This is a genomic window from Bombilactobacillus sp. ESL1202 (genome assembly GCF_058107125.1).
This window is the reverse complement of sequence record NZ_CM176590.1, coordinates 1,189,978-1,210,324: the sequence shown is the minus strand read 5'-3', so window position 1 is coordinate 1,210,324 and position 20,347 is coordinate 1,189,978. Positions and strand designations below refer to the sequence as shown.

Sequence of the window (20,347 nt, the reverse complement as noted above, 5' to 3'; positions counted from 1 at the left end):
AAAATACCTTTTTTTAAACATAAAAATCTTTGTTGTATGTCTCCTTTACATGTACATTATAAACAGATATAATTATAGTTAAATTAAATTATTGGAAAGTAAACTATGATACAATCTTTTGCTGACAAAGAAACAGAAAAAATATGCAATCAAAAATTCTCAAAAAAATTGTCTCAAACAATCCAAAAAACAGCATTACGAAAGTTGATTATGTTAGACAATGCAAACAATATTAACGATCTAAGAATGCCCCCGGCTAATCATTTAGAACAATTATCTGGTAATAGAAGCGACAGTATAGCATTAGAATTAATGAACAGTACAGGCTTTGTTTTTCAATTAGGAACCAAAACGATTTTATTGACGTAGAAATTATTGATTATCATAATTAATGGAGGATCCGTAGATGAATAGTATAACTACACCTAAAATTAGTGAGATTTTAAAGGAAGAATTTATGATTCCTTTAAATCTTTCTGCATATATGCTAGCTAAAAAAGTAAATGTTCCAACATCAAGAATACAGGATATCTTACATGATCGACGTAAAATTACTGTAGACACTTCTGTCAGATTAGGACGATTATTCGGTGTATCAGATAGCTATTTTTTAAATTTACAAAATGATATTGACATCCGTAATGCAGAAAAAAGCATGAAAGATGAATACGATCAAATACAACAATATCAATTCAATTAAATCAAAACTTCTATCATAACTTATGTAAAAAGCTCTCCTGCATTGATGTGACCCCCGAAGTTGTCCTAACTTCGGGGGTCACATCACTTTTCACAGAGCTAGATGACTAACTTAAACTAAAAAATTTAAATAGTCGCTACTTTGGCAACTTTACTAAGAGTCAGTGTAACAGCACTGACTCTTTTTCTATACTTATATTAACACATACCAAAAGAAATATCAGGGTTCAACCCACTATTTAATCTTTAGTATAGTAAATATCTACCACTTGATCTTGATCATTACTGGTAACCGTTTGTGGGTCAACTTGTGTTTGATTAGCCGTATAACCAGTAATAGTTGGAGCTACCACTACGTCCCACGAACCAGTATTCCAAGTCCCATAAACAACCGCACCAGTAACTTGGTCAACATATAAATTACGCTTCAAAACTGCCACTTGATCTTGACTATCAATCGAACCGTCTGGATAGTGTAAGTTGACTGTTCGTGTTAACGTCTTAGTTTCTGAACTAACCTGCATTTGATGCGTCACATTAATTTGTAAATCAGTTTGATCAGCAATAATCGTTGCTGGTAATTGACCAACAGTTCGATACCCCCGTGGCGCATGATAATTAACAGAATCGCCAACATAACCAGTAACTGTTTGCTTACCAACTTCTCGACCATTGTCTAAATAATGAATAGTGATTGTTTGTTCCACTGGTGTATAGTAAATATCAATTGTTTGGTCTTGGGTATCGCCATTAACGGCTTGCGCAGCAACGTGGTTCACATCAGGTTGATAACCAGCAATAGCATCTATATCATAGGAATCCCATTGTGCTGCTGACCAATAACCATAAGTCAAACTATCATCATTATTAACCGTCACTGCTCGTTTCATCGTTGCAGTTTGTGTAATTGTTTGTAATTGACCATTCGGTTGGTGAACATTAATCGTACGTGTCACAGCTTTTTGCTCAAATTTATTCTTGATAATTGGTTCACTATCCCAATCATATGTTGTGACTTGGTCACGACCTTTAATCTGTGAAAATTCTTCTGGTGTATACTTGGTTCCTTGCTGATAACCACTAGTTGCTACCCAGTGTTGTGAGGCAACTACTTTATTAGTTCCAGGAATTTTGGTACCAACTTCAGGAACATCAAAATTTTGAGGTAAATTAACATCAGGACTAGCAATTATATGTGGTACGGTAATGAAGCTTTCAAACATATTTGATTTTTCCATAAAATCAGGGTCAAAGAACTTCCAATCACTCAGATCCAGACTAAGACTAGTAACGTTTCCTAATATCATCCTTGAAAAATCTCCTCGATTTATGTCGGGATCATCTGGATTATTTGGATAAGTTACTCCATTGATAGAATCAGCATAAGCTACTGGTTTTAACTGATTAGGATTAGTAATGTGTAATTGGAAAATTTTAAAATCATTACTAATGTTTGCATATATCAACATGCCGTAGCCAACACCTAAATTATCAAAAACCCATGTACTTAAATCCAAAGACTCCAGTTTCTCACAATCGACAAACATTCCCTGAACAGTAATTACATTTCTAACATTCCAATCAGAAACATCAATTTTCCTTAAAGCCCGGCAAAGCGCAAACATGCCCATCATATCTGTAACCTTGCTAGTATTCCACCCTTTTAGATTAGCCTCCACCAAATTATAGCATTTAGCAAACATACCACACATTGTAGTTACATTAGAGGTATCAAAATGACGTAGATCTGCGGTTGCTATTCCACTGCCTGCAAACATGCCATACATAGTGGTAACTTTAGCTGTGTTAAAACTACTTAGATTAATACTTTGTAATTCGTCATTGTAATAATTATACTCACTAGCAAACATGCCGTACATATCAGTTACATTAGAGGTATCAAAGTTACGCAAATCTAAACTAGTGATACCTAAAATATCATTAAACATTTCTTTCATGGTTGTAACTTGAGAAGTATTCAGTTTGCTAATATCTAAACTTGTAAACGTACTACCAGCAAACATATCGCTCATATCCGTGACATTAGAGGTGCCAAAATTAGTTAGATCTAAATTACCGTAAGAGCCTCGACCAAACATGCCCCGCATATTAGTAACTTTACTAGTGTCAAAGTGACTCAAATCTAAATCAGCAGTCAATTTAATATTTCGAAACATACCTTGCATAGTTGTGACATTGGAAGTGTCTAAGTTGTTTAAGCCCAAAATTCGTTTCACTGGTAGATAAGCAAATAAGAAAGACGAGTTCGCATTAGCTACCACTCCGGGATCAAATTGGATCTGCGTTAATTCATTAATCCAACTAAAGTTTCCATTAAAAATAGCAGAATCACAACCAATACTACCATATTCATATTCATCCATTTTAGGCTCATCATCAGTATCAATTTGAGGCTTATCACTACTATTAAAATGAGAGAAATGAGAGAAATGATATCGGTGACCTTCCCCCAGCGTTCCCGCATGGAAGGTCAAAGTATAGTCATCGCCTTGATGTACATAATCCCAATTACTAGTACCCCAAGTACCACTGGCAATTGTCTCACTATCAGTGGTTGGCGTCGTTACATTATCTGCAACCGCGCTAGATGTATTATTAACATTAGAATTTGAAACGTTATCATTGTTAACCGAATTATTAGTTCCTGAACTAGTTGCTTCATCAATATTAGTTTCCGAATCATTTTGTTCAGGCGTGGTTTCAGTAGCAACCGCTGTCTTTGTTTGAATTGGCGCCACTTCATTTGTTTGGTTGTTGACAACAGTTGAAACACTATCAGCTACTGCGGCTTGTGTCACATTTTCCTCTGTCGTCGTATCTGCTGACACTTGTTGCGTTAAGGCTGCGCCACAAACCAAACCTAATAGGGTTCCCGTTGTTGTCAACCATTGCTTTTTATTCATCTAAGACTCTCTCCCTCTATTGAATTCGTTTACAACAAAGTTATTATAACCCGTGATTTTTAAATCACAAACTGTTTTTAAAAAAGATTTCTTGCTAAACTATTTCAATTTATCAAAAAGCAATTAATTATTTTTAAAATATTAATTTAAAAATATAGCAATTCTAATAATCATGCTGTTTCAAAAATTTACTTGTCATTTTTTAAAAAATAAAATTATAAATTAATGAATAAATATTTTCTTTTTATCATACTATACTCACAAATCATGTGAATCATTTATTATTTGTACATTTGATTAATAAAAGGGTTAGAATTATAATGATTTTGCATAAACTATTATTATTTTTAAAAATTAATCATCAAGTTATAAACTTATCATTTCACAAACTTTTTAAAAGTTCCTGAGGGGTGTATGAATGTCTAAATTAAAAATTATTTTATCAACTATTTTTGCTTTTACTCTTATTTTGGTTACTCAAGTAAAAATTGCCCAAGCCGATTTATTAAAACCGACTACTGGTAATGATGAAATTATTAGTGCTTATACTAGAAATCAGCCGTTACAAAAAACGCCTGCTTTTAATCCACAAGAAATCACACGGGAATCACCCTTATTAAAAGATAATAGTGAAGATGGTGTGGCTTATCCTAATAAACCTACTTACACTGATATGGACAAAATCGTTCCTGATGGTAATAATCCTGACCTATTGTACGCAGGAGAAAAATCAGATGATACTTACACTGTTTATGTGTCTACGCCGAGAGCTTTTTTAGAAGCCGTTTATGACCTAAAAGCTAGTGGTGCCACCCATCATGATTCGGTTAACCCAAGTTCAGCTATTTCACACATTGATAAAGTAGTAATAACAAAAGATTTAGATTTAACAGATGTTCCTCAAACAGACAATTCAGATGCTTTTGGTTTCACAATAGGAAACCCATGGGGATTTTCTTACCAAAAAACCCGGCATTTTAAATTTATGATTGAAGGTCAGACGCTAAAAACCAGCCATGCACCTACTGTAAATTTTGGACACCATTCAATCTCACTAATGGGTAACGGTAATTTACCAAATACTGGAATTCTATACAAAGAGGATTGGACTTTAAAAAATCTTCATTTATACGGTCAAACTTTTTGGGGACCTGTTGCTGCTAATACGGGTATTGCTGAATTAGCTGATGCAAATCTATCAAATGATGAATTAACTAGACCAGCTAAAGGCGTATCCAGTGGAGGGCCATTAAATGGGGGCGGTGGTTACACTAAATTAACATATGATAATATCACATACGTTGGTTCGCAGTTACACAACTCTGTTACTGGTGCTTCCAATACTTTGATTGATATTAAAGATCGAGTTAGTGCGTCTTCAGTTCGATATTATAAATACAATGGTGAAGTTTATAACACTGACAGTAGTGGTGATCAACAAAACTTTGAAGCAGCAGATATAAAATTTGAAAAAAATTCCTACTTCACTGGATATACCTACAATAGTACTCCTATCAGTTTAACTCTTGGTGGAGACTATATGGATACTTCTACAATTGAACTAAATGATGGTGCTCAAGTTTATTTATATCCGCATGGATCTGGTGGCGAAAATAGTGGTAATACTAATGGTGTTGCGTATGCTATGTCTACCGTCAAAGGAACAAATACCAATATTATCATGCACGGTAATTCACAATTAAATATGGTTGAAAATAATGCTCCTGCAAAAGGTCAGTATGCAAACGGAAGTAATTCCTTGCGTCAAACAACTACTAATGTAACTGGCGCATTATACTTTTCTAACAATACTAATATTTCTTACAAACAAGATGATTCTGGAAAACCTATAATCCGTTCCCAAAGTAATGACCAAACTAATATGTACTACGATACAATTGATGCTGATAACGAATTTGGTAGTAAAGATGATGCCAAAAATCTCATTGTCAATAAAACTGTCACTTCTCCAAGTGATACAGGAACTGATCAAACTATCGAAGATGACTATCAAAACGATTATAGTAAATATGTAAACGATCTTTATTCGACAACGGATCCATCTATGAAACAGCCTAGTGATTCAACAGGTAAAATTTTAAGTAATCAACCATTAGTTGACTTTAAAGGATCAGGTAATATCACTCTAGAACATGGTAATTTTGAAATAGAATCTGACAATCTTAATGATTATACGGGCAATTTGTTTCACATTGGTACATCCTCTAATGTAAATATCAAAAAAGACGGTATTTTTAGATTAAGATCCGTAGGTAACACAACCGGGGCTATGACTTTACTTGATGCTGGTGACGGTTTAAATTTACGCATTGATAACCCTCAAGAAATCATGTTAGACGATAGAGCAAACAAACAGAGAAATACCAATATAGTTTACGTTGAGGGAGCAGCTTCTCCAACAAAATCTAACGGTGACGTCGTAGTTTACAATTCAACATTTACCGCTGAAGGGGAACCATATCCAGCATTTAATGGACCAATGGGAGACAGTACATTAGGCTCAAATGCACCAGATAATACAAAAATAAGTTTAAAAGATATTCCTATACAAATGATAGATGTTCCTTTTATTCATCAAGCAATTCCAGCAAATTTCTTTGCTGATGGTACAAAGGCTGTTTATGCAAAAGCAACTGATCTACCTCAATTAAATTCTGGTCTAGCTTCAATGAATGGTAAAGAATTTAACTATATTAAATTTGGTAAACTAGATAGCCCCAAAATTAAAATAGTGCCAAATCAAATTAATCATATAATTCCTAATCACAAAAATAATATGACCATTACTAGAACCATTGAGCATTTTGATGGTGATACACCTTTCACACCTATAACCCCATTAATAAGCCTAAACGTCAAACGTGGAGATGGTACTGTTTATGATTTAGGAACCGAGAGTAATCCTGATCGTGCTTGGGGAATACCTAAAAACAGTAATTCTACTAACACACGAGAAGTTAGTCCCAATATCTTGGGTGTTGATAGCAATGGCAATCAGACTGGTGTTACTGATATCTTAGGCAAATTGACTGATAGTAGTGATCCATTAAATCTTCCACCAAAATATTTAAAAACTGGTACAAATAGCAGTGATATTTCTGCTCCTTTATCCTGGACAGAATCGCCGGGAACTTCTGTTCACAACGAATCTTTCCAATACACTATTGACGTCCAAAAAGCTCTGGATAATTACAATAAAGCTAATCCTAATAATCAGATCCCCGCACTGAAGTCTAATGATATTATCCAAGTCGGTGCCGTGACTAACTTCCAAGGAACACCCTATCAAACGGTTGGTATCACTAATCTATTCTTAGATACCAGTAAAACGACGGATCAATATTTAATTGGTGATACCGTTAAAGTTCCCGTAACCTACTTTGACGGCGATAGTGTAGCCAATAATATTGCTTTGAGTGGTTCAGTTGATGGCGAAGATACTACTAGTAAAAATGTTAGTGGTTCTTTAAAAATTGATACTCACAAAAAAGACGTGGATAGCACATGGAACGTTGATGATATTACAAATAAAGTTGACGCCGCTACTACTAAGCATACTTTGACATTTAGTGGGGAGGACGATGATACTGCTTCACCAAATAAGTACCCTTATGACAGCAGTCAAACTTTGACATATAATTATCAAGTTTTACCTTATCCAAAATATAATGGTATTAAAGAACTAACCAACGTTAACCGTAAGGATTCTACCACTGGTAATGGATCTACTATTGACAAAAGTCCTGTTATTATTGGCAAGGGTTCTAACGTTTTGAGGACTACTTTTACGCCCGTCGGACAACATTCTTTGACTAACATTGGGTTTAATTTAGGCTCTATCAATGGTGATAGTAATTCTCAATCAGTCGCAGCAGTTGATTCTACAAGACCCGCCACCATTACTGCTGAAACGAGCACTGGCGAAAAGGGCACGTATACAATCAAGTCTACTGATGATCTCACTAATCTTTCCTTAACTCCAACACAATTCGGTTTATCTTCAACTGATTTCCCAGCTGGAACTACTTTTACAGTGCGGCGTCCAGTTATGATTACAGGAAATGATGATGATTCTTATATTCCAAGTGCTGATAAGTTAAACACTATTGCTGCGGATGGCTCTAGCAAACTTTTAGCCACCTCTGATTCAAGTGCTTACTCATTAGGCTTACCGGATATTTCTTTGACAGTGCCTGACAGTTTAGAATTTTCCGCCACTTTAAAACATGCCAAAGATAATGTCTATCCTAAAGCTGATGACAACCTAACACCCAAAGTTGTTATTAAGAATAATTACCGCTTACCTTTGAAGGTGCCAGTAACTGCCAGAATTATTGGTCCTGCCGGTTCAGAAAAAATCGATCAATTATTCCGCTTTCATTATGACGATTCTATTACCGATGATCCGTCTATGATCAATGCAGTTACTATTGATCAAGGTCAAACAGCTATTGCTAGTGCATCTGAAGAAGACATCCTACTATCAACTGATAAGACTTCATCAACTGATAAGACTTCATCAACTGAGAAATTTGGTCCCTATTTGCAAGTTCCAGAAGATGATAACGACTTAAAAGCTCTGGCTAAAGAGAAACAGCACACTCAAATTATTTGGACAACTATGAATACACTAAATTAAGATTCTATAAAAAAGTCTTGGTAATTAATTTTTTAACTAACTAGATTAGTAATTGGTCTAGTTAGTTTTTTTTACTTTCTAATCGTCATTTTTAGTTCTAGACTATTTTTAAGAATCTTAAATATACTCCAAGGATTTTCAATATTATTAAGTTGTTACCGTTAAATGTTTACGGAATGATTTAATTGTTTGATCCCATTCTCATTATGCAAGGTTCGAAATAGCTGTTGTTAAACCTGCATAAGCAGCTCTAGGGATAAGAAAACGACTTGCATTGTGCAAACTTGTCGACGCAAAAAACGTTATCTTAAAGCTAGATAAGTTAGTTGACAATGATTTTCTGGTAAATCCGATCTTCTTTAGTTCCATACTATTTGTCCAGTAAAACCATACTTTGGAAAGCGTTTTAAAAGATAAGATAAAGTAGCTTGAAACAACAAAGTCTGCTGATTTTTAGTAAATTTACACTTAATTTTCGGAATTAAACTGATAGAATATTTATCTAAGGGCATTGTTTTTCCTTCTTTCAATAGGTTTTGACGACTAAATTGTCATACAGAAAGGCAATGTTCTTTGTTGTACTCCAAAATGGATTGGTCTACCCATTAATTAAGATTTAACTTAACTAACGGCAGAAAAAAAGTGCCGATGAAATTACTCATCAACACTCAGGATTATAGAACCCTTTTATTAGTTAATGTTTACAGTATACGTTCCAGTGAACGTTGCCACACCTAAATGTTTAGGCGTCGTCCAGTTAAAGGTAAACTTCTTAACATTGGTTGGAACCTTAAATTCATGCTTAGCATCATCATACTGTACTTGATTTGAAATTCCAGAAATTTTTAAATCAGAAATATTATCAACCTCTAATAAATCATCTATTAAATACGCAAAAAAGGCTTTGAAAATATAAATTTCCAAAACCTTTTTGCATTTAAAGCAGTAAGTTTCGCACTTACTTCTTTGTGTTATGCAGTTATCTTATTACGTTTGCTAACAGCTGCAGCTTAGGTAACCCCTACCAAAGTAAGTGCAGCTTTCAGCAAACCCATTTTATTTTAATCAATTATCTAAGAGAATTCAATTCTTATTTTCATTTAAATTGGGTATTTTTCTAATTGTTGCAAATACTAAACAGTTTTTAATCATCATTTGTTAATCTTTTCTATCATGAAATTAATCTATTATTAAGCAAAACTTATCAGAACATTGTGAATCAATAAACTCAGTCCTAATAAATAGACACTTTCATCAATTATGTTTGTGAAAATAACTTGTATCTTCCTATTAAATGGCATATAATATCGGAGCTCATCAAATTAATAATTATAATCTTTTTAACTAAAAAGCAACATTCACAATCATAATTCAATTTAGATAGGTCAAATAAGATAAATGATCAAAAAAAATAATTTTCTCTTTGCTATTCTAATTTTAATCCCCGTTTTTTTTATTTTTAATACGCCTGCGCACGCTGATTTATTCCACCCCGATAATCCAACTGATACTTTTGTCAGCACTTTAGACCGCCAGCAACCTCTGGTCGTCAACAATCAGCCCACTATCGCTACCACACCCTTATTAGCTAATTGGGCTAAAGCTGGTAGTGCTTACCCGGACATGCCGGATTATTCTGATATGGATCAAATTGTCCCCGATGGTTACAACCCGGACGTTGGTAATACTTATACAGCTTATGTATCGACCCCTCGGGCGTTTTTAGAAGCAGTTTATGACTTACACGCCGGTAATATTAGTTCTGCCGAAACTTCGACCAATGCAATCTCGCATTTCGACCGCATTGTCTTAAACCAAAACTTAGATTTATCTAATTTACAAGTTGATGATCCTACCACAGCTACTCTCTTTCATTTTACCAATAAGGCATTTAGTTGGAACTATACGCGCCACTTCAAGTGCACCATTGATGGTGCTGGTCATACAATTAATTTTGGTGAGAACAATATTGCTCTGGACGGCCCCAATACTGGTTCAGTCACAAGTATGCTTTATAAAGAAGACTGGACTTTTCAAAACATCAATTTATTTGGAACTTCTTATTGGGGACCAATTTCTGGTAATTCCGGTCAATCACAAAACATTGATTTAAAAGACAATGCGGCGATTCAAAGCGCCGGTGGCTATACAAAAGTCACCTATGACAACGTTAATTATGTCGGCTCCCAAGCGCACAATTCCTTAAGTAATGTCGGCACCACCGCGGTGGTTATTAAAAATCACGTAAGCTTATCATCCGTTCAAGAGTATAAATACCATAATAAAATCTATCAAACTGATTCCAGCGGCAACCAACAGATTTTTGAAGCTTCCCGAATTATCTTTGATAAAAACAGCCACTTTGATGGTTACACCTATAACGGTAACGCCATTGAATTGACGGGACCAACCGTTAATAGTGTCACCTTAAAAGATGGCGCGCAGGTTTATCTCTACCCACATGGTCAAACTGGTGAGAACAGTCATTACTATTTTGATGCTGGTGAATACCATAATTATGCTCTAGTGTTAAACCCCAGCAATTCCTTGGCAACCTCCAGTATTGATCTGTATGGTAATTCCCAATTAAACATTATTTCTAACGACGCCCCCGCTAAAGGTCAATATTACGATGGATCCAATTCTTTACGCAGCAACCATATGTTAGCTGGTGCCATCTACGCTTCCGGTCAAAGTAGCATCAATTACCACCAAGAAAACGGCGGTTCACCTTTGATCCGCGTTCAAAGTAACGATCAAAGCACCATGGATTATCAAAATGATGCTAATAATTTATTAGATGATCAAGGTCAAATTGCTGACACTGCCACGCAAGCCGTGGGCGATAGTGCCAGCTATGACAGTGACCATGGTCAAGATTATGGGCAATATATTACCCCCGATAATGCTAATACCAATAGTACGCTTAATCACAGCCTGCCCTTAGTAGACCTTAACGGTGGAACAGCCACCTTGGAGCACGGTAGCTTTGATATTCAAGCCAATAACCTGCACGATTTTGGCGGTATTCAATACAATTATTTAAATCCTCATTATGGCAATTTAATGCATATTGGTGCTAGTATGAAAATCACAATTAAAAAAGATGGTATTTTTAAATTGCGTGATACTGGTACCCAACAAGCCAGCAATAAAATGAATTTACTGGATTCGACCGCTGGTTTAAATTTGAATATTTATAACCCCAAAGAAGTAACCCTAGATCTCGGTAATAATAACAATCCTGCTGCGCACATTGTAAACGTGGAAGGTGGGTCTACGACTACGTCTGGTGGTGATGTTGTGGTTAACGATTCAACCTTTAGTGCTCAAGGCGATCCCACAGCTATCAACGGTCCCGCGGGATCATTAGGTACCAGTGGTGCTGATCCCGTAAAATTAGACAAAATTCCCATTCAACGTTTAGATGTTCCTTTTGTTTATTGGGCCATTCCAGCAAATATGTTTCAAGATGGTACTAAAAAAGTATTTGCTCGACAAAATGATTTAACCGCGTTAAATCAAGGCTTAGCTACCATGAATGGTAAAGAGTTTCATAATATTACTTTCGGTAAATTAGGTAGTCCCACCATTACTAACCAAACTGCCCAAGTAGTTCCTCATCAAGATGCAAGTCAAGACATGCACATTCTTGGTAGTGTGCAGCCTTACCAAGAAGACTTGAATGATCCTTTTGTACCTAACCCCGCTTTAATACATTTAACCTTAAGACGTGCTGGTCAAACAATAGACTTAGGAACTATTATTAATTCAAAACAAGCTTACGGGATTTTAACCACCAATCAAATTTTACCAGTTACACCAGGGTTATTAATGGCTGATGCAGACGGCAAACAGACTGGGTTGGTCGATCCTGACCACGAAGGTAGTTTTGCCAATCAAAAAAGCATCTTAGAACCACAGTATCTAACCAGTGATGCTGTCGCTTGGACACCTCAGGCTGATGGCACTACTCAAAATTACGATATTGATCTCCAACAAGTATTAACCGACTATAACAAAGCCCATCCTAATAATCCGCTGGAATTAAATTCTAGTGATATTTTACAGTTAAGTGCCGTGTCTAATTTTCAAGAAACGCCCCTTCAAGAAATCGGCATTACTAATTTGGCTTTAAGTACCAAGTCTACTACCGATCGGTATTTATTAGGTGATCAGCTTCAAGTTCCCCTCACTTATTTTGATGGTGATCAAAAAGCCAACAATATTACGGTTACTGGGCAAGTCACAGATACCACCACCACTAATTTGACCAAGCAAATCCCCATCACTTCACATAGTGCTGAAGTAACGGCTCAAAATTGGAGCATTGACCATGTTACCCAACAAGCTGATACCACTACTTCCACGCACCAATTACGTTTAAGTGGTGTCGATGATGCCACTCCCGCCAATCATTATCCCTTGAAAGCAACCGATTATTTTACCTATAACTATCAAGTCCTGCCCTACCCTAAATACGATGTCCAAAAAACCTTAAGTACTTTCAATCATGATAACAAAACGGTCAGTCGTGGTAACAATTACGTTCAAACCACTTTTAAGCCACTAGGACAACATGATTTAACCAGTGTGCAATTCAAATTAGGTGGCCTCAGTTCTGCTAAAGGTGTAGCCACTTTGGGCGATCAGGTGAAAATTACCGCCCAATTGCCTGATGGCAGTCAATCTAGTATCAACTTAGCCGCTAAAACTAGTAAAACTTATACCGTATCGGGCAGTGATTTTAAATTACCCGCCGGTCAATTTCCGGCTGGCACAACTTTCATTGTTGAACAACCACTGACTATTCAAGGCAGCGACAACCAAAAAGTTACTGCTCATAGTGACCAAATTTTGGCCATTAAAGCCGACAAAACTAGTCAATTGTTAGGTACCAGTAATATATTCAGCGCGCTTATTACTGAACCCGATTTAGAATTAAATGTCGTACCCGAATTAAATTATCACGTCATCTTAAGCCCGCAAAGCCAAACTGTTTTTTCTAATACCGCTGATGCTTCTTTAAAATTAACCAATAATTTCACCCAAAAGCTCAACGTTTCAGTCCTCGCCACCTTTAGCGGTAATCAAACTTTAGCGCCTTTACTTTACTACCAAGCACCCGGGACTTCACTCTCATTAAATAGTCCCGCCCCCATTTTTAAGGGTAGTTTGGCGGCCCAAGCGCAAACCAGTTTGGATTTAAAACCCACTGTTCATCAAAAGCAACAAGGCTTGGCGCTCAAAATCCCCGCCAATGATACGACGCTCAAGTCTGGACAGCAAGGCGGAACCATTACTTGGACCGCTCAAAATAGTTTAGAATAACAATTAATTAGGCATTAATGTCGGTTTAAAATTTAACGATGGGGCCACGTTACGCCACTGCAAGTCAAGTTTTATTTGCACTGCTGCTAAGCGGTGAATTAACTTATAAATACAGCAATTTGTCAAACGCGCCCTAATTTAAAAAATGACCTCCCTTTCTTTAAGCGGAAAAGGAGGTCATTTTTCTACTGAACATAATTTTACGACTGGTCTTGTTGTTCGTACCAGTTCCATTTACTTTGAATAATTTTTTCGCATAAATCGGGATAGCTAATCCCTACTACTTCAGCTTCCCGGGGAATTAAAGACCGTGGTGTCATACCTGGTAAGGAATTAGCTTCCATCACGTAGGCTCCTTCATCACTAACTAAGAAATCAATGCGGCCATAATTCTGCATATCTAACGCCGAAAAGGTTTGGCGCGTTAATTTTTCTAAAACTTGACTAGTTGCCGGATCCAATTTTGGTGGGGTAATGAATTGGGTTTGATCATTATCTTGGAACTTATGTTGAAAATCATACCAACCAGTTGTCACCACAATCTCTACGGGTGGCAAAACTTGACCATCAATAATTGCTACCGAAAATTCACGACCTTTAATATATTTTTCAATTAAAACTTCATCATCAAACAAGAAAGCATCCGCCAAACTAGCGGCCAAATCCGCATAATTTTGCACAATATGCGTTCCAACACTGGAGCCGCCATTTGCTGGCTTCACCACTACGGGAAAATCAAACGGAATATCTGACTCCGCTACTTGTGGTGTTTTAGTCGTGATATACGCAGCTGTGGGAATTTGGTTTTGGACAAAAACTTCCTTAGAAAACTTCTTATTCATTGCTAAACCAGAAGCTAGCGGACCACTACCAGTATAACGAATATCAAAAACGTCTAATACGGCTTGAACCTTGCCATTCTCGCCATCTTCACCATGTAAACCAAGGTAGACTAAATCGGCGACTTGACAAATCCGTAACACATTTTTGCCTAATAATCCCCGCGTGCCGTCGGTACGTAAAGCATTAATCTTGTCATCAGTCAAGACTTCATCGTCAATCACTAACTTTGTTTCGTCAGCTAACTCCGTAGTAAACAAATCAGCTGGCGTTTGATCAGCTGCCAACTCTTGTCCTAAGAACGAATCCACCAATGCCACTTCATAACCCTTGGAACGTAAAGCATTAGTAATTTTAACACCAGACGATAGTGAAACATTGCGTTCAGTGCTGCGGCCACCGGCCAAAACAACTATTTTCATTTGTTTAACTCCTTAAATTAAATTGAAGTTCATTTATCTGTGCTACCTAGAATCTTGAGTATACCACATTTAATTAAGAAATTAATAGAAAAATAGTTCACGCAAACATCAGTCTAAACTTAGATGTTTATTCATAGTGGTTCCAGGCAGAATAAATCTTCACAACTTGCTGCTGGTCATCGACTGAATAAATCACCCGATGCTGTGCGTTAACTCTGATAGAAGATAGAACTTTACTGGGCGGTTGCAATTTTTCTACTGATTGTGTCTTTTGTCTTTTAAATCAGCACCAACTTCTAAGAAACGCTCCTTTAAATGAGACTGTTTCAGTTTTCTCAAATCACTTTTAGCAGAATTTTTAATTATTACTTTGTATGTCATAGACTATCCCAATCAATTTGATCTACCTCAGTAAAGCCACTGTGATTTTTTTGTCGACCATTAACTTTAGCCAATGTCCCAGTATTTTCTAAATAGACCGTTTCAACCATCGCATCCCAATCTTTTTTACTGACGATCACCGCATCTTCATCATGACCATTTCTCTTAGAAGAGATCATAATTGGTTTTCTTTGCTGACTAACAGCTTTGATAATTCCAAAAAAATTTTGACGTGCTTGCGTTGGCGTATAATTGTCCATTTTTTCACCTTCAAGCCTATTATAATGTACACGGGAAGGTGCACACAATTTTTGTGGTAGACATTGCAAAATAAGATTGTAAAAAATTGATCTAACTAAAAAGAGAACGGTACTTTTTGTTCCAACCTTCGAATTAATATTCTTTACGTTTCTCCGTCATATTTCACATTCTTCACACTAGTGATTAATCTTTGCGCAAAAGTAGTCACTATTTCGTTAAATTGCTATAATAAGACTAGATTCCTACGAGGAGGAAATACCATGAAATTACAGACTCGTTTTTTAACCCTGTTAACCGTCTTGGTTGCCAGCTTCATGTTTACCGCAACAACCACACAAGCCGACAATAATTGGGACACGCCCGTCATGACTTTAGGTGATTCCTTATCTAACGGGCAAAAACAAGGGACAATTGACGTTCTATCCAATCAAATTCAAAATAAAAATTTTCAACAAATTTCCATCACTGGTGCCACTTTAGTTCAATATCTGAATCCTGCTGGGGATAATTTTACCGACCAGTCCGGAGTTTGGTCCTCGGCCTTAATTGAAAAAACTAGCCGCGGTTCCGGTATCAACGTTCAAATTTTAAAATATGACGGTCAAAATAATATTACTAAGATTACCGCTAACCAATATCGCAATGCCGCTTTAACTGCGGGGATTAGTGACGCTAATATTTATGTAACTTCAGCGACTCCGATTGATGGTTCTGGTGCTTTAGCTGGGGTGTACGCTGCTTTTGCTCAAAACGGCAAGCAACTCAATGAAAATCAAGTTGCTGCTGCGCAAAATGAAATGGGAACGCTCAGTCAAATTAGTCAACAAAACAAAGGTCAACAAGGTTATAGTGATACGCAATTAAATAATGCGGTCGCGCAAGCTAAGGGCGAAATGGCAAAAATTGGTAATAACGTCACCGTTAATCAAATTACCAATATCGTCAATAACACCATTGAAAATAATAATTTACAAAATATTATTACTGATAACCAAAAACAACAAATTATTAATATTTTGATTCAAGTGCGTGATTCCGGTGCGTTGAAGAATGGTAATTTTAGACAGCAAGCCAATAAGTTAAGCTCAGATATCAAGAGTCACGCCCAAGACTTGTTTAACAAAGTTAATACCCCGCAAAATCAAAACTTCTTGCAACAAATTTGGTCTAGTATTGTGAACTTTTTCCAAAATTTATTTTAAAAGATAATTATTATAGTATGTAAAAAGGCGAGATAAAAGGCCGCAGTTGCGCGACTTTTAACCCCGCCTTTTTTATCTACTTACTTATCTTCTTGATTAAATAAACGATTCTTATAATAAGTGAAAAACGATTCGCGGCCGGTGATAATGGATCCCTGTCCGGACATGCCATAATGTAAATTAGCAAGTTGGTTGGCTGGTACTTGCGCCCAAGCTTCAACAACATAATAATTGCTCTTACCTACGGTCACTGGTGCAATACTAATCGTCTTAATCCGACCACTCAAAACAATCGGTGTCGGCACATTCCGACTAATTTTCACCCGCAAAGTTTGTGTCCGCCGTACAGTTGAAATATCATTAGGTGCAACATAAGCTTGTAATTTAAGTGGCTTTTGCACCGTCAGCGGCGGATAAATTTGTGCCAGCGGGGTGCCCGTCCCCACTAATTTATTACGCTGATTGGGATTTAACACATGCACAATACCGGCAATCGGGGCTTTAACTTTTAAATCATTCTTTGAATTTTGAACTTCTTTTAGTTTTAAATTATTTTGTGCCTGTTTTTGTTTCAGATCAACTTGTTGTTGGGAACAAGACTTTAATTGTTCATTTTGTAAACTCGCTAATTTTTGCTGATTGGTAGCTACGTCATATTGACTGCTATCAAAATCGGTTAATTCTATTTTTTGCTGGTTCGTCGCTTGAATACTGTCTTGCAATTGGTCGATTTGTTGTTGAAGATTACTTAAAGCATCGGCCTTGGCAGCACTCGGGTCTTGCGTCTGTTGCGCGGCAATATAAGCTGTATATAAATAACGATAAGCAGAATTTCCTGGATCAGAACCTTGTTTAATAGCTTGAGCAATATTTTGATAAGCCGTCAATTTCGTTTGTGCTGTTTGTAAACTCAGATTTAAACTAGCAACCAATTTATTCTTCTTATCCGTATTGGTTTGGGACTTTTGTTGTAATAAATCATTTTCCAGCAGATAAACCTGTCGCTGATTTTGATAGCTGTGATACAGATCTTCATAGCCAAATTGATCGGTCTGAGCAAACAAATCTTGATTTTGCTGCAAACTATCTTTTAAAGTCGTTAACGCGGCTAACTGTTGTTGAAATAGTTTTTGTTGTTGCTGTAATAAAGTTGACTGCCGTTGGAGGGATTTTGACTGATAAGTGACCAATAATTGACCTTTGTGAACCCGGGCTCCCTCTTTTAAATAATCATGCGTAATTTGATTGTTACTCGTGGATTGTAAAATGGATACTGCCTTACCAGAGTCAATTTGACCAGGCGCTTTGATCGTAATTTCGCGTTGACCAATCAAAGAAAATAAAACTACCAACACAACCAAAATAGCAACCGGTAGAATTAGGAGTGTTGAAAAATTATTAAAGCGGGCATGATAAAATTCGCTACTTTCTAATTGGGACTTATCCATTTAATCCACCTCCCGTTGCATTTAATAAGCGGAAGTATTCGCCTTGCTGGGCCACCAATTCTTCGTGCGTACCTTGTTCAATTAATTGCCCCTGTTTTAAAACGACAATGTTATTCGTTTTTTCGGCAATCGCTAAACGGTGGGCAATAAAAATCACGGTTTGCGGCAACTTCAATAAAGCATCCACTAACTTGGCTTCCGTAATCGCGTCCAAGCCACTAGTTGATTCATCAAAAATCAAAACCTGGGCTGGTGAAAGTAAAGCGCGCGCAATCGTTAACCGTTGTTTTTGACCTCCGGATAAGATATCCCCATTTTCATCCAGTTGAGTTTCATATTGCAAAGACATTTGTTCAATATCAGATTTAATTTGGGCCACCGCACATGCTTGGCGCACATCATCAAACGTAACTCCTGGGCGATTACCTAATTGGAGGTTTTCCAAAATGGTTCCTGAAAAAACGTATGGATCTTGGGGGACATAAACAATCTGATGGCGCAGGGTAGTTTTAGCAATTTCCTTGACGTTGTGGTCATTAATCAAAACTTGACCTTTGGTCGGCTCAAAAAAATCAACTAATAATTTTACCATGGTGGATTTGCCAGAACCGCTCATTCCCACAATCGTTAATTTGGAGCCAGCTTTAATCGTTAAATTGATTTCGTGCAGGACATCTTGACCATAGCCGTAACGATAGCTAACATCTTTTAATTGTAGATCACCTGCTAATAAAGCAGTCTCTTTGAGGGGACGTTCTTGTTTAAATTCCGATTCCACTAAATAAATTTCATTGAGTCGATTATTAGCCACCTTGGCGCTTTGCAGTTTCGGTTGCAGATTCACAATATTTTGCAGGGGGTTAGTAAAATACGTCAACAAGGCATTAAAGGTCATTAATTGCCCGACCGTCAAAACATTTTTCACCACTAATCTAGAACCAGTCCACAAAACCACGACTCCTAAACCTAATTGCACAAAGAGCTTCAGCGCCTGCTGTAATTGATCGGCTTTCGTATATTTCAGATTTTTCTGGAGTAAATCCACAAATTCATGATCGACTTTTTGATAACTCTGTTGTTCACTGGATAACGACTTAATAGTTTCAATCCCGTGTAAATCTTCAATAATAGAAGAATCTAAAGCGGCGCCACTTTCCATTTGTTTACGATTTAAAGTTTCAAATGGCTTGTTAAATGCCCAAATAATGACAATGTAAACAGGCAATGCAATTAACGTAATTAAAAACAGCGTACCATTTTGTAACGTTAAAACTGTCCCCATAATTACCACAATGGTTAAGTCCAAACCAATAGAAATGATGGAACTAGCTAAAGCGTCAATAATTTTGCTGGCATCATTAAACCGGGAAATGATATCTCCCGTTTTCCGGGTCGTAAAAAACGACATTGGTAATTCAAAAATGTGGCGTACGTAGCCTAAAATAATTTCAATGGACAACCGTTGCCCCAAAATAGCTAAGAGAAAGTTTTGGGCGTACGAAAAAATTGCTTGAAAAACGTAAGCAATAATTAAACCGAAAGCAATAATTGATAAGGTGTGAAGCATATTATTGGGAATATATGTATCAATTAAACTTTGGAGAAAATATGAACCCAAAATACTGATTAAAGTGACTAATAAAGCTGCTAAGATAATGTTGACCAACAACTTCTTTTGTTTAAAAATGATGGGTAAAAATTGCGCTAACGAAGTTTTTTGTTGATCTTTGACCGGCTGGTAAGTCGGTTTCGGTGCAAAAAACAAGCTCACGCCCGTCCATTCTTTAGCAAACTGTTCCCGTGACATTTTTGTCACACGTACATCAGGATCCGGATCAGCAATCAAAATATATTTACTTGTTGATTGTAAAACAACATAATAATGCAATAGGCCACTATCTTTAATAACATGCGCTATAAATGGATACGGAACATCCTTCATTTGAAAAATACTCATATCAGCTTTTAAAGCTTTTACTTCAAAGCCAAAATGTTCTGCGGCTTTCTTCAAACCTAAGGCTGTGGTGCCTTCACTAGTGGTCTTCGTAAAAGTCCGTAACCGTGCTAACGAAAATTCAGAACCATAATTTTTCAAAATCATCGCTAAAGCAGCGACACCACAATCTTCTTCATCAACTTGAGAAACATAAATTTTATTGTACTTCACTACCAAATCCCC

General features: G+C 36.6%; 12 protein-coding genes. 5 read left to right on the top strand and 7 right to left on the bottom strand.

Annotated elements, in window-relative coordinates:
• The first annotated feature begins 105 nt into the window (after positions 1–105).
• The gene (locus tag AC3B7A_RS05385; RefSeq protein ID WP_489755110.1) at positions 106–369 is read left to right on the top strand and encodes a type II toxin-antitoxin system RelE/ParE family toxin; all 264 of its coding nucleotides are present in this window, start codon (positions 106–108) and stop codon (positions 367–369) included.
• Between the two features lie 37 nt (positions 370–406).
• Entirely contained in the window at positions 407–700 is a 294-nt protein-coding gene (locus AC3B7A_RS05380) for a HigA family addiction module antitoxin (protein WP_489755109.1), read from the top strand.
• A gap of 238 nt (positions 701–938) precedes the next feature.
• Here the strand turns inward: AC3B7A_RS05380 and AC3B7A_RS05375 are convergent, their stop codons facing one another.
• Positions 939–3,623, bottom strand: coding sequence for a BspA family leucine-rich repeat surface protein (locus AC3B7A_RS05375; RefSeq protein ID WP_489755108.1), 2,685 nt, complete (start codon positions 3,621–3,623; stop codon positions 939–941).
• A gap of 418 nt (positions 3,624–4,041) precedes the next feature.
• On the opposite strand from AC3B7A_RS05375, the gene AC3B7A_RS05370 reads away from it, so the two are divergent.
• Complete coding sequence (locus tag AC3B7A_RS05370) at positions 4,042–8,283, top strand: hypothetical protein (protein WP_489755107.1); 4,242 nt, start codon at positions 4,042–4,044, stop codon at positions 8,281–8,283.
• Positions 8,284–8,642: 359 nt separating this feature from the next.
• Here AC3B7A_RS05370 and AC3B7A_RS05365 read toward each other — a convergent pair whose 3' ends face one another.
• Both AC3B7A_RS05365 and AC3B7A_RS05360 read right to left on the bottom strand, forming a co-directional pair.
• Positions 8,643–8,795: a hypothetical protein gene (locus AC3B7A_RS05365; protein ID WP_489755106.1), complete on the bottom strand. Its 153-nt coding sequence runs from the start codon at positions 8,793–8,795 to the stop codon at positions 8,643–8,645.
• 178 nt (positions 8,796–8,973) lie between these two features.
• Entirely contained in the window at positions 8,974–9,207 is a 234-nt protein-coding gene (locus tag AC3B7A_RS05360; RefSeq protein ID WP_489755105.1) for a hypothetical protein, read from the bottom strand.
• Positions 9,208–9,681: 474 nt separating this feature from the next.
• On the opposite strand from AC3B7A_RS05360, the gene AC3B7A_RS05355 reads away from it, so the two are divergent.
• Positions 9,682–13,614, top strand: a complete 3,933-nt coding sequence (locus tag AC3B7A_RS05355) for a pectate lyase-like adhesive domain-containing protein (protein WP_489755104.1) — start codon at positions 9,682–9,684, stop codon at positions 13,612–13,614.
• A 200-nt stretch (positions 13,615–13,814) separates the two neighbouring features.
• Here AC3B7A_RS05355 and AC3B7A_RS05350 read toward each other — a convergent pair whose 3' ends face one another.
• Positions 13,815–14,876: a D-alanine--D-alanine ligase family protein gene (locus tag AC3B7A_RS05350; protein WP_489755103.1), complete on the bottom strand. Its 1,062-nt coding sequence runs from the start codon at positions 14,874–14,876 to the stop codon at positions 13,815–13,817.
• 377 nt (positions 14,877–15,253) lie between these two features.
• Positions 15,254–15,517 (bottom strand): type II toxin-antitoxin system Phd/YefM family antitoxin, encoded by a 264-nt coding sequence (locus AC3B7A_RS05345; protein WP_489755102.1) that lies wholly within the window; start codon positions 15,515–15,517, stop codon positions 15,254–15,256.
• Positions 15,518–15,778: 261 nt separating this feature from the next.
• Between AC3B7A_RS05345 and AC3B7A_RS05340 the strand changes: the two genes are divergently transcribed.
• Positions 15,779–16,720, top strand: a complete 942-nt coding sequence (locus tag AC3B7A_RS05340; RefSeq protein ID WP_489755101.1) for a DUF1002 domain-containing protein — start codon at positions 15,779–15,781, stop codon at positions 16,718–16,720.
• An 80-nt stretch (positions 16,721–16,800) separates the two neighbouring features.
• On the opposite strand, the gene AC3B7A_RS05335 is transcribed toward AC3B7A_RS05340, so the two are convergent.
• Positions 16,801–18,168: a bacteriocin secretion accessory protein gene (locus AC3B7A_RS05335; RefSeq protein WP_489755100.1), complete on the bottom strand. Its 1,368-nt coding sequence runs from the start codon at positions 18,166–18,168 to the stop codon at positions 16,801–16,803.
• On the bottom strand, positions 18,161–20,341 hold the full coding sequence (locus tag AC3B7A_RS05330) for a peptide cleavage/export ABC transporter (protein WP_489755099.1): 2,181 nt from the start codon (positions 20,339–20,341) through the stop codon (positions 18,161–18,163). Before AC3B7A_RS05330 ends, AC3B7A_RS05335 begins: the two co-directional genes overlap by 8 nt.
• Positions 20,342–20,347 lie beyond the last annotated feature (6 nt).